This window comes from Sinomicrobium endophyticum (genome assembly GCF_052983315.1).
Genome location: NZ_JBRKIS010000028.1, coordinates 1 through 13,745, shown reverse-complemented (window position 1 = coordinate 13,745; position 13,745 = coordinate 1). Strand labels below are relative to the sequence as shown.

4 protein-coding genes are annotated in these 13,745 nt (G+C 44.5%); 2 read left to right on the top strand and 2 right to left on the bottom strand.

The genetic code is table 11. The annotated features are described in order from the left end of the window. Positions 1-77: 77 nt before the first annotated feature. Positions 78-1,073: a glycoside hydrolase family 43 protein gene (locus ACVBDU_RS11410; protein WP_447179883.1), complete on the bottom strand. Its 996-nt coding sequence runs from the start codon at positions 1,071-1,073 to the stop codon at positions 78-80. 984 nt (positions 1,074-2,057) lie between these two features. Here ACVBDU_RS11410 and ACVBDU_RS11405 point away from each other — a divergent pair. Further along, positions 2,058-2,687, top strand: a complete 630-nt coding sequence (locus tag ACVBDU_RS11405; RefSeq protein WP_447179882.1) for a response regulator — start codon at positions 2,058-2,060, stop codon at positions 2,685-2,687. On the opposite strand, the gene ACVBDU_RS11400 is transcribed toward ACVBDU_RS11405, so the two are convergent. Continuing rightward, complete coding sequence (locus ACVBDU_RS11400) at positions 2,682-5,744, bottom strand: sensor histidine kinase (protein ID WP_447179881.1); 3,063 nt, start codon at positions 5,742-5,744, stop codon at positions 2,682-2,684. The two genes, ACVBDU_RS11405 and ACVBDU_RS11400, sit on opposite strands and share 6 nt — an antisense overlap. Before the next feature lie 865 nt (positions 5,745-6,609). Between ACVBDU_RS11400 and ACVBDU_RS11395 the strand changes: the two genes are divergently transcribed. Next, on the top strand, positions 6,610-13,745 hold a 7,136-nt coding region (locus tag ACVBDU_RS11395; protein WP_447179880.1), incomplete at its 3' end, for an Ig-like domain-containing protein.

The window sequence follows — 13,745 nt, the reverse complement described above, 5'->3', positions numbered from 1 at the left end:
CATCCAAAACAGTTGTCTTTTGCCGGTTTTGGCCAGGGCTTATCCGAACTGCTCCGGAATACGGAAGCTATGGGACATTAGTTTTCGACAATACTTTGTATCCATTGGAAACTCTCCGGAACCATCACGAACTGTCCGTCCTGGAAATTAAGTTTTACAAGGGCCGTTTTCCGGGGATGTACTGCCTGAGCAGAGGCATGCGTATGAAGTACATAAAATGTATTCCCGTTTCCGTCTTTTACGATATCTCCGTGCCCCGATCCGGGTTCCCCGGTATTGAGGGAAGAGATTATCGGATTGTTTTCGGATTTTTCCCAGGGCCCTAAAGGCGAATCGCTTACGGCGTAACCTACCGCGTAGTCCGGGTTACGGAAGTCGTTGGCGGAGTACAGTAAATAGTACAGGCTGTCTTTCTTTAACACGGTAGGGCCTTCGGCTACGGACCACCCGGCGTTTTCGGTATTTTCCCACTCTTCCTCCGCATAGATGCATTCCCGGAGGGTTTCGGGTTTTATGGCTGTGAGATCTTCGGTCATTTCTGCTACGAAAATCCTGTTGCCGTTCTGTAGCCGTACGTGATACATGTATGCCTTGTCATCATCAAAGAAAATGAAGGGATCTATCTGTTTCACGGGGGCATCTATAGCTGTGCCGTTATTGGTAAAAGGGCCCAGGGGACTGTCTGCCGTAGCTATGGCAATATGCTCGTCGGCCGTATAAGCCATGTAGTATTGAGAATTGTGATGGAAGATCTGGGGTGCCCAAAAACCCCCGTTGCCAAAGGCATCTCCTTTTTTCAAGGCAAAACCGTCCGTGGCCCCTGCAGGACCTTCCCAGTGGATAAGGTCGTCTGAGGTGTAAACCAGGAAACCTTCGCCCCCGATATCCGGGTCATTTTTGGTTCCGTACAGATAATAGATGCCGTTGCTTTCAAAAATGGTGGGATCGGCGAGGTAGATCTGCCGGGTAACTATTTCTTCCTCCTCTTTGGGTGTGCCGCCATTGAGGTAATGGTCACAGGCATTCAATAGCAATGCCGTTGCGCTAAACAGGTAAAAACATTTCATTTTCATTTTTATTGGGTTTTGGTGGTTTAATTGGTATAAACGGGGACGCCTTCAATGTTCATTATTTCCGCAATCGGTTGCGTTACGGTAGAAAAAAAATGACCTTTCATCATGTCATAATCCACGTTGGTCAGGAATTTTGTCTTTCCGTTTAAGTGGTTTCCGGAAGGTACTTGTAAAGATACCTTTCACCGGGACAAGTGTTTCGGACCGGAGGGGGGCACCTGTATTCGATCGGCTCTTTGATATTCCCGGCAGACTTTTCTTTTCATGAGTTTCTTCAGCGTCAGGACCACAATACAATTTCCGGTTTTCCATTACGTATTGTTTTTAATTTTAGTGTGATTATCCGAAACATATGATATGACCGGAGTTATCCGGTACAACCTTTTTCATGCTTATCGAAAATGATCGGTTTTTTACGATTGTTATTTGATAAAATTTCAATATAAATTTTATCAATTCAAACAAAATACTGGTCAAATATTATTATATTATCTGTTGTTCAAAGTAGGATGTTTTATTTTGAAAACCAGCAGGATAATTGTTTCAATTTTTCTTCAATAAAGTTCAACTTCACTTTATTTATCCGTAATGACAGGTTTTTGAAATAATTTGAGGAAGAATGATATGATTTGTATAAGCGTGGTTTCGTATAAAATCAATATGGTGGTAAAAGCCTATAAGATTTTAAAACTGTTTTTTATGCCTATTTCTTGCGACCATCCCGGGAATTGGATCGGCAGGCATGAGAAAATGGAAAGAAAAGTCTGCCGGAACCTTATGGATTTCGGATCCGGGTGGTTTAATTCGAATAAATGGAAAAAATTGTTTTATATCTATATTCGCGATTGTGAATACATAATGAGTGTACAATTAGAGAATTTTAAGTAAATTTGGTTTGGTTAATATCTCAATAAGCGATACTTTGTTTGATAGCATGTTTTTTTAATATGTTTTGTTTCACCCGATAAACCTACCTCCAAAAGAATGAAAGTTTTACTTGTTGATGATCACTTTGTAGTAAGGCAGGGTGTATTCATAATTCTGAATAAGATATTAAGTAATATATCTATTTTTCAGGCAGAAACCATTTCTAAAGCGTTTAACTTTGTCAACAATGAATTTTTTGATTTATTGATTCTGGACGTACATTTTCCAAAAGGAAGTAGTCTGGAATTGTTGGGATATGTAAAGGTTAAGGCCCCGAAAACCAAGGTGCTGATTTTTTCCGGATTAAACGAAAATAAATTTGCACTCCGGTATATACATGCCGGAGCCGACGGATATCTGAATAAATTAAGCTCGGAGGAGGAGTTACATACTGCCATACGTACTATTATAAAAAACAAAAAGTATATCAGTAGTACTATAAGGGACCAGATTACGGATTCTATTCTGAACAAAACTCCGTTTAATAAATTGGATGTGTTGTCCAACAGGGAGATGGAAGTAGCGCGGTTGCTGATAAGAGGGGAGGGTAATATAGAAATAGCGGATAGCCTGAATTTAAGTCCTACGACAGTAAGTACCTATAAATACAGGGTTTTTGAAAAGCTTCGGGTCAATAATGTGGCTTCCCTGATTTCGCTGTTCAATACGTATGAAAAATCGTTATAAAGATTGCTGATTAAATACCATTTTAATATGGGTGCCTTTACCTGGCCTGCTGTCAACTTCCAGGATACCCTGCATAATAATTAGCAGTTCCGATATTATTTTTATCCCCATTCCTTTATACTTCTTTTTATAGTTTTCATTGTCAATATTTAACGGATAAGACCGGTAATAATCCAGAACTTCGGGCGCCATTCCTTTTCCCGTGTCTCTGACGGAAATTACGATCTGCTGATCTTTGATGATACATCCTATCGTAATGGTACCATTGGAGGTGTTTTTTACGGCATTGTCCATCAGGTTATGAATGACAATAGAAATAAACTCCTTGTTCAGCATAATATTCAGAAAGGGAGGAATGGAATTTACTATTTTCGTCCGTTGTGATTCCGCCAGGTTCATGAAAAGTGCTATTTTCTGTTCTGTCAGATGATGTATATTGAAGATCCTGGGTTTATTATTCGCCGAATTGTCATATATTTTGGTGTAATCCAGTAAATTGGTGATTAATTCGGACAGTTGACGGGAAGAGGTATAGATGGATTTCAGATGATCTTTCATAATCCGGTCCTTTCCGTTGAACTGTTGATAGGCTTCATGGCTGACATAAGCAATATAGCCCAAAGGATTTTTTATATCGTGAGTGAGAGTGGCGATCAATTTCTTTTGACTCTCGTTTTGTTTACTGAGATTGTTTTCGGTTTTTCTCAATGCGGTTATAGTATTGTTCAGCTGCTGTGTATGTTCGTTGATTTTATCATGGAGAAGCACATTTTTGCTTTTAATGTACTGCAACCGTAGTTTTACCCCTAAATGAACGGACAGGAGTAAAAAGAGGACGGCACTTACTTTGAACCAATGCGTCCGGTAAAAAGGAAACGGGATGTAGAAGGTAAGTTGTTTATACGTATATCCGGAATGGAACCCCGATTTTTTGCGCGCAGTGAAAACGTATTCTCCCGGGCTCAGATTCGTATAAGAAATGGACATATCTCTGCCAAGGTGTGTCCAGTTCTCTTCTTTTGACCCGTTAGCTTCCAGTTTCACTTCTACCTGATTATTAGCCTGATTTCCGTAATGAGGGCTCGAAGTAAAAAATGTGATCCTCTTAAAATCCTGATCGAGGTTAAAGGTATCCCTTACCTGGAAACTCTGATCGTCAACTTCCAGTTCGTCTATATATAAGTGATCGTTGGGAAGAATGGGGGTGATTTTCCGGGAATTGAAACAAACCATGCCGGCCAGGGAAGGGATGTATATATCGCCATTGGGAAGCATGGCACTGTTTGGGAATCCTCCCCCGTTAAATTCATTGCTGGTAAACCCGGAACTTTTATCATAAAAATGATAATAAGGCATTACCGTTTTATCTTGGATATACTGTTCGATACTTTGCCTGGATACCTGAATAAGCCCTTTATTTGTCGTAATCCAGAGGAATCCGTTTTTGTCGTCGATTACGGTGTGCGATGTGGCAAGAGCCTTGTTATGATCTAACGGAAAGGAAATTATTTCGTTATTGCGATATAAAAAATAACCTTTATTGTATGTGGTAATCCAAATGTCACTGCCGATAGTTTGTATTTCCCGGATATTTGCAATTCCGGCAGCTTCGATCTTTTCAGTTTTTGCCTGTTCCTTTTCGGGATGATACCGGTACAGACCCATTTCGGTCCCAAGGAAAAGGGTAGAGTCTTCATGTTTCTCCAGACAGGTGATCTTGAAAGGAAATCTCGCTTTTTTCAATGGTTCCGGAGAGCCGGAAAGCACGTCCAGGCAAAAGAGGTCACTGTGTAGAGTGGATTCCGAAGAGGTACTTATCCAGAGTTTTTGATCCTTATCCAGGCAAAGCGAGGTGATCCGTCTGTCAAAAGGCCATTGATCGCAGGTGCGATATTGATCCTCTTTTTTAAACCGGTACAGCACCGGCCCTCTTTTCATCCATAAGTTCTTATTCCTGTCCGTACAGATAAAATATTTATTGGCTCGGGTTATCTGTTTGTTATACCCGGTGACCCGTCCATTCCGGATCAATGCCCCGGAACCGGCCAGAATAACGGAATCATTGAATCTGGTTACGGCGTATTCAACATCGTCAATGTCTCCGTAACCGGTAGAAATGTTCCGGAAATAACGTTTTTTAACGATGCACAACCCCCGGGCCAGGCTACCTAGGTATAAAATATCATTCTGTGCATCGAAATATATGGATTTTATAGTTTCTTTTTGCAGGTTAAAACCGGATAATATATGCTTTGTAACCAGGGTATCCGATATCTTTTCGACGTAAAATAAATTGTGTGTGTCCTGGCTATAGAGAAAAACCTGGTTTGATATATCATTGGTGTAAACAAGTGGTTTTTCCCCTGTCTCCGGTTTATGAGGTAAGGTGTGGCAATGTCCTTCTGCACACCGTACAAGCTTATTCCCGCCGGTAAGGATATATAACTGATCGTTATACATAAAAGCCTGGTTCGGATGTTTCAGTGGATGGCAGTATGTATACTGTATATTTTGCCGGCTGCTGTATTCGGATATCTTATTATTATCTATACGATAATATTTATTCCCGTTTTGTTGCAGAATAGTGCTTTTCCCTTGATCCATGAAGTGATTGCTGTCGGGTATATTTCCGAACCGGAACCGGTTCATGGCAATATAGCTTTTGGCGCGGTTATATAAAGAATCGGAGGGAGTAATGTGCTGAACAATACGGTTATGGATCAGAAATGTCTGGTTATGTGTGTTGGAAATGAATACACTATCCGAAAGCGAAGGACCATAGAAAAAAAGCATACGGTTCGATGTGATACCAGGTACATTGACGTCATTGAAGGTTTTGAAATGAGACCCGTCAAACCGGGATAGCCCGTTTTCCGTGGAAAGCCATAAATAACCATGGACATCAAAAAAAATATCCTTGATACTGTTCTGGGGAAGTCCTTCATTGTCTGTGTACCATGTGAAAATATAATCCTGGTACTGAAACGATTTAGCAGTAGCGATTGAAAAAAGGACAAAAGGTAACACTACCAGCAATCTGGTAAAATATTTTTCCATAAGGGGTCTCTGGAATACTTAATACTATTAAAAATCACTTTCAATGAGATAAAATTAGTCATTTTTAAAATGGAGATGTCTGCGCGACACTTAAATAAGCCGTCGAAAAGCCTATAAACGGAATGAAATCTTACATGCATGGACTTAGAAAAATCTTTTTTATAACCTATTTACACTTTTGATTATCAGTTTTTTAATGTCTCGTTATATCCATTTTAATAATTTCTGTTTTGTAAGTTAAATCTGTAGTTTTAATTCTACAAGGGAAGCTATATATAACTATAACCCCAACAAATTTAATATGGTAAAATTGCTATGAAAGTTCTTTCCTTCGTATTTCCCTACCTCATCCAAAAGGATTTTTCCTTATAAATTCCGGATGCTATAAACGGTGAATCAGGAAGAAAGACAACATACCGGTAAGGTATTGTGTAAAGCCCATATGCCCCAAATGGACGAACCTGTGCAATTAATCAACTTAAAATGTAAAGTTATGGCAGTAAAATTACCTCTTCTTAAAACGGAATTTAAACGCTTCGATATTTTCCCGGTTTCAGGTGCCAAATCTCACCTTGTCTGCTAAAAGAGAAAACACCCGGGAAGATCATTATTCATTTCCGAAGTTCCAATGAAAATCGTATCCGGATTTGCACTTTCCAAAGAGTAAATCCCGGTTTGTAAGATATTTAATTTGGTTAATAAATAATAAAAATATCATGTATTGATGAGTTCTGTCATATCCGATATGAAAAAGAGGAAACTGTTTTCCTCCCTGGTTCTTTTAATGGCGTTTAGTGATGTCCCCTTTCCTGTGTCCCTGGAAACAACCGGCATCCTAATATTCTAATCGTAAACTGTGAAAAGCATGTATAAAAACATTACCAACTATATGGCTGTTCGGTTATTCCATATGGCGAAAACGAAATGTTTCTTCGCGCGAATCTTTCTTATTCCAATGCTGTTACTGACCGTTTTTGGAGTTAAAACAGCCCAAGCGCAGACAACTATTACATTTGACACGGAGTATTGGCTAGCGTTGCCTACTACTGATGTCAGATATCGGGCAGGATCAGCGTTTCGAATCTCCACCTTTGATCAAGCAGCTACCGTAACGGTTAGTGCGCCACTCATTGCCGGCTTCTTACCCAAAACTGTAACAGTAGGACCAAATAGTACGGGAAGTATTCTGCTGACGGATGATGAGGTTGCTCAACTGACAAACGATGGTGGAAATACCGTTTCGCCAACAGGCATCCGCATAGAGACGAATGAACGGATCTCGATATATTATGAACCGGGAGCCCAGTCGGCAAGTCCCGATTTAGTGCCATTAAAAGGAAGCCAGGCACTTGGTACGGAGTTTCTGGTACCTATGCAACAAGAAACACCCTTGCAGGGAAAACAAGGCTTTTTGGTGTTGGCGACAGAAGATAATACTACAGTTACTATTACTCCTAAAATAGCTGTGACCGGACACGAGGCGGGAGTACCTTTTACTGTAACGCTCCAACGGGGAGAAATCTATTTTGCAGAGATGCCGGGGAACGATCCGGGCACTTCAGGCAGTATAGTAAATGCAGATAAATTAGTCGCGGTTACGATTTTTTCGGAATTGACACGTTACGGTGTAGCAGCCGATCTTTGTGCCGAGCAAATTGTGCCTATAAAGAATCTCGGTACAGAATACTTGATTGTGCGCGGATACCGCACGACTAGCGACGTTGTTTATTTCACGGCCGTAGAAGATGGCACACAACTTACGATCAATGGAGCCGTAGCGGCTACCTTAAACGCTGCTGAAACTTATACTTTACGAACCAATGCCGCCGACACATTTCACGTACAGAGCAGTAAAAAAGTAACGGCACTGCAACTTTCTGGTGTTTTCGACGAACAGGGGATAAGTCTTTTACCTGCACAGCTAGGATGTAACGGTTCTAATGTTGTAAAAGTAGTAAGAGTAAATCCTACTGAGTTTTTTGTGAACATTGTGTCTCCGACAAACACTGGATTTACGGTAAACGGGAATGCGACCTTACTAGCTTCTTCTGCATTTCAACAAATACCGGGAACCAGCTGGTATTATGCGCGTGTAGAAGTACCGAATACATTAGTTGCTGCCGGTGATGTGGTTGACGTGTCAAACAGTTCTCCTGATGTCAGATTTCATATGGGAGCATTTCATAGCAACGGCGGTGGCGCACGATTCGGATATTTTTCCAGCTACGTAGGCACGGTACTTAACTTTGCCGAAGCGGAAAAAGAAGTTTGTGTTGGGCAATCGGTCAGCTTTACACCACAAATTGTTTCTTCAGACCCGATTACAGCTTACACCTGGCTCGATTCGAATGACTCTATAGTTTCAAATGAAGAAGTCCTTACTTTAGAGAATGTTACTGAAGCGGACAGTGGTACTTACACACTTCGGATTGGCGGCGGGGATTGTACCGTGGAAGAAAGTGTGCAGCTGACGGTTCACGAAACAACGGGGAACCTTCCGGTAATCGGCTTCCAGGATCCACTCGCTACCTGTATTCCGAATGCTGTGTTGGAAGTAACCAATCCTGATCCGGATTGGGTAAGCTATCAATGGTATATGGATGGTGTATTAATTCCGGAGGCTAATGACACAAGCTATCAACCTACTGCTGGTCAGGTGGGGGAATTTACCGTTAATGCTGTTTTGGCAAGTGGTTGTTCTACCCCCCTTTCAGCCGGCACTACCCTGGCAAGTAATTGTCCTGTACCGTTTGAATGCGACGGGTCAGCCTATTTGATAAGTTCACCGAGCGGTACCGTTCCGTCCTCACTGTATGTTGTGGAAGCAAACAATCCCACCATTGTCCACGCGACGATTATACCTACTATTGATGATCGTTACAACGGTATTGGCTATAATTTCGAAGATAATTTAATATACGGTTTTGCACAGGGAGATCCGCCTTCGCTTAATCTGGCTGACGTAGTGCGGATCGATGCCGAAGGTACGGTGACCCGGCTTGGCGTACCGCAACCCACACCGGGACAGGTACCCGGATTGCCGACATGGACCGCTAACGCCAATGTCAATGCCAATGGCGGACGGGTTAATCATGCAGCTGGAGTAGTAGGACTCGATCACAAACTCTATACACTTGTACTTACCAATAACAATACCGCCTTTTTGGCAACGGTTGATCTGATAACCATGACGTACACGACCGTAAGGCTAAGCCTGGATATTGGGAACATGGTTGATCTGGCGTTTTCACCATATAACGGTTTTTTATATGGGCTTTCAGGTGGACGGCTCATCCGTATTAATCCCAATAATGGAAACCAGGCTATTATCAATCCCAGTTCCGGAACTATTCCTGCTAATCTTGCTGCGGGAGGCGCCTGGAACGATGTACAGGGAAGGATCTATTTTTATGCCAACGGTACCACACCAAATAGACTCTACCGGTATAACCCGGCGAATAATGTTTTTGTTAACGTCAGTGCCGTGGATCCTTATCCCACTTTCGACGCTACGGCCTGTTTCCCCACACGTCTGGAAAAACAGGTGATTATGCCTGCCGAAGGATTAGTACCGGGGGATGAAGTGGAGTTTGAATTCAGTATCTACAACAGCCAGATGTTGCCGATGACGTATGATTTTGAAGATGTACTGGCTTCCCCGGATTTAACCTGGGTGGAAGGTTCCGTGGAACCGGCCGGACCGGGCGGAGGTACGGTGAGTTTCTCAGGACAGACATTGACCATCAGTGGAGTCACTGTACAACCGTCGGCCGCCACGGGGGAACCATTGACATTCCGGGTTTCCGTCAGAGTTGCGGATAACGCTTCATATGGTAGCTGCTATTCCAACCAGGCGACCATCACACAAGGAGGCACTACGGTGGTTAGTGATGATCCCACGACACCCGAACATAACGACCCCACCTTGTTTTGCCTGAACGAATGTGAACTTCCGGCACCGGCCAGTGGTGGCAATATCCAGGAATGCGCAATAGATCCTGTTCAGAAGATAACTGCAACGGCTACCGTACCGGATGGTGTTCAGTTGATCTGGTATGATGCTCCTGCGGGAGGAAATGTGGTAACAGACCCGAGTTTGGAAACCGTTGGTACCGTTACCTACTATGCAGCAGCAGATGACGGTACGTGTATCAGCCAGAACAGGACACCGGTGACACTGAATATTCTGCCTACGCCACTACTAGATGAGATTGAGGATGTGGAAGAATGTGTGTCCTATGAACTCCCCGAGATCACGGGAAGTAATCTTACCGGAAATGAAGCCTACTATACGGAACCAAACGGAGGGGGGACAAAATACCTTCCGGGGGATGTTATCGAAGATATTGGCATCACGACACTTTATGTATATGATGAGCTGGAAGCGGTGAATAACTGCGAAGGGAATTTGACGGTCTCCTCCAATACAGCTTATGTCATTGACAATTTATTCGAAGATGGTACCCATCACCAATACCCAGGGGCAACCAATCCCGGTTTCTGGCAGGGTACCGCAAACCAGCAGATACTTTACAATAGCCCGGGGGCGCCTGTTGGTGACCAGATTTACCTGGGGGTTGTCGGCGATGTGTCGATTGACGATACAACGGCCTGTTTCGGGACCGAGGTTAGTATAAACGCACAGGTTGCCATTACCAATCAAGGACCAGGGAACGGCGCAGGATATTCCGGGAGACTGGCAATTATCAATAAAAGCACCGATCAAATACTGTATCAGACCCAGTTGACCGCTAATTTCCCTGCCGGTGCGACTATGACACCAACTGTAACAGGAGTGGTTCCCGCAGCAGATGTGCTCGCAGGTAACATTGCTATTATAGTTGCCGTAGAAACCTTCCAGGGGACTTATAAGAATTGGCAGTTGTCCGGTTTCAGTGCAGGATACCAGTTCCAGCCGGAAAGCACACGGGCCTGTTCCGATGAGCAAAGTTTTGAACTGATGATCAACGATCTGCCCGAACTGGTGATCACCGATCCCGAACCGGAGTGTTTACCCGGAACAGTAGACCTTACAGATGCTGCGGTAACTGCCGGAAGCACAGCTGGTTTGATATACAGCTATTTCGAGGATGCGGAGGGCACGATGGCATTGAGTGGTCCGGAATCCGTTTCGGTAACGGGTACATATTACATTCGCGGAGAAGACCCGGCTACGGGTTGTAGTACCATCATGCCGGTGGAAGCCATTTTGATCGATGCCCCGGAAGTGAGTATCGGGCAACCGGTTTGTATAGACGGTGAGGGAAGCATTGAAGTAACCTATCCGCTGGGTGCCGAATTCGAATACTCAATCGATGGATCGGATTACCAATCTGCCGCAGTCTTCGAATCCGTAGCACCGGGCACGTATATGGTAACAGTAAGAAATACCATAACCGGCTGTATAAGCCTGGAAACGGAGGCGGTGGTTGATGATGCACCTGGTGCTCCGATACCAACGGTCACACAACCGGATTGTGAATCACCTACCGGTACTATTCATATACCGAGATATGAGAATGCACTGTATTCTATAGACGGAGGAGTAAATTTCTCGGGACTCAACACTTTCAGTGAGTTGGAGCCGGGCGATTATGTGGTGGTAATCAGGGATGCGGGATGCGACAGTGACCCGGTGACCGTCACCATCGAAGAAGCACCTCTTGTCCCGGCGGCACCGATAAGTGGGGGAGACCAGGTCGTTTGTGCGGAAAACCCGGTACAGACCCTGACAGCCACAGCGTCTGTGGAAGCAGGAGAAACAATTGTATGGTACGATGCACCCGTTGGTGGAAATCTGGTGGCCGATCCGTCACTGAACACCATCGGTGTGGTGACGTACTATGCCGAAGCGAATAACAGTACCTGCCCTAGCCTGAACCGGACGGCTGTGACCCTTATGATCCAGCAGGCACCACACCTCGATCCGATGGAAGACCAGGAGGCGTGTGAAGAATATATCCTGCCTGAAATTGAAGGACTTGATCTTTCCGGCAATGAAGCTTATTTTACCGAACCCAATGGTGGAGGTACGCGGCTGGAACCGGGCGATACTATCAATACGATCGGAACAACCACGCTATATGTTTATGATGAAATAGAAGGAGAATTTAATTGTTCCGGGGTCCTTTCCGCAGTGAGCAGTACCAAAGTGACACAATCCGGTCTGGAGGCAATGTGGGGTGGACCGACCGTTTATTTGACGGACGATTATGATTCGGCGGTCTGGAACAGCAACTCAACGACGATAAGCTATGATACCAGTGACCCTATAATAAACAACCAAACCTATAAGACTATAGCCGCAGATGTTGTATTTGCGGGTGAACCCGGCTGTTTCGGTTCCTCGATACGGGTCAATCCGAGGGTACGTATTACCAATACCGGTCCGGATACGGGGAGAGCATATTCAGGCGAAGTCGCTATGGTCAATAACGCCACCAATGAGATCATAGCAAGGTCACAGCAGTTGCTGTGGACCCCGGTGAACGATCCGGTTGATATTGATTTCACTACTGCAGTGTCAATAGAAGACCTGACAGGAGGAAATATCAGCGTGGTGATTATCGTGGAAACCTACCATGGAGACGATTTTATCAAGGACTGGACGATCGAGAATTTTTCAGTCGATTACCAGTATCTCCCGGAATTTACCCCGACTTGCCCGGATGAACAAAGTTTTGAGCTGACGATTTACGAAACACCTGTGGCAAACGCAGGAGAAGAACAAACCCAGTATAACAGCAATATATTTACACTGGATGCCATAGTCCCTGCTGCAGGAACAGGTGAATGGAGTGTTGTCGACGGCACATTGGCCGAGGCAATTTCAGATATAAACGATTCGGGCGCAACCGTTGCGCTCGATCCGAATACTTCGGTGACATTGCGCTGGACGGTAACCAATGGCACATGTAGTGCTTTTGATGATGTGGTATTGAATTACGTTTCTCAGGCAGATATTGTAACTGTAAAAGTAACAAGTGATGCCGGGCAGACAGAATATGTACCGGGTGAGACCGTGGAATATACCATAACCGTTACTAACAATGGCCCGAGCGATGCAGAACAGGTAAATATTGTAGATGTAGATCCTGCCGGGGCCGAAATTGCCGGTTGGACAGCGGAAGTCGTAGCCGGTACCGTAACCTTACCGAATACATCGGGAACGGGTAGTATTGATGAAATTATTGATTTACTGCCTGCCGGCGCCGAAGTGAGGTATAACATTACTGTTCAAACATTCCCCCATAGCGTGGAAGAATTAGTCAATGCAGTGCAGGTAACCAGCCCGACAGAAGACCCCGATCCGGATTGTCCGGATTGTGAAACCCCACCATTGGAACCTAACCCACAGGCTGATATCGTTACGGTAAAAGTGACAAGCAATGCCGGACAAACGGAATTTGTCCCCGGTGAGTCTGTAGAATACACCATCACCGTGACCAACAACGGTCCGAGTGATGCACAGCAGGTGAATGTCGTGGACACAGCCCCTGCCGGTACGATGATAACCAATTGGACTGCCGAGGTAACAACCGGCACAGTGACCTTGCCGAATACCAACGGAACCGACGATATCAATGAAACGATAAGTACATTTCCGAACGGTGCAACTGTGACCTACACAGTTACGGTACAGATCCCACCGGACTTTACGGATGACCTGGTGAATGCGGTGCAGGTAACCAGCCCGACGGAAGACCCTGACCCGGATTGCCCGGATTGTGAAACCCCACCATTGGAACCTAACCCACAGGCTGATATCGTTACGGTAAAAGTGACAAGCAATGCCGGACAAACAGAATTTGTCCCTGGTGAGTCCGTGGAATACACGATCACTGTGACTAACAATGGTCCGAGCGATGCCGAGCAGGTGAATGTTGTGGACACAGCTCCCGCCGGCACGACGATAACCAACTGGACTGCCGAGGTAACAACCGGTACAGTAACCTTGCCGAATACCAGCGGAACCGACGATATCAATGAAACGATCTCCAT

What these genes read in the sequence shown, in the direction of transcription:
- ACVBDU_RS11410 (WP_447179883.1), bottom strand. Translation starts at nt 1,073, where the DNA reads ATGAAAATGAAATGTTTTTACCTGTTTAGCGCAACGGCATTGCTATTG.
- ACVBDU_RS11400 (WP_447179881.1), bottom strand. Translation starts at nt 5,744, where the DNA reads ATGGAAAAATATTTTACCAGATTGCTGGTAGTGTTACCTTTTGTCCTT.
- ACVBDU_RS11405 (WP_447179882.1), top strand. Translation starts at nt 2,058, where the DNA reads ATGAAAGTTTTACTTGTTGATGATCACTTTGTAGTAAGGCAGGGTGTA.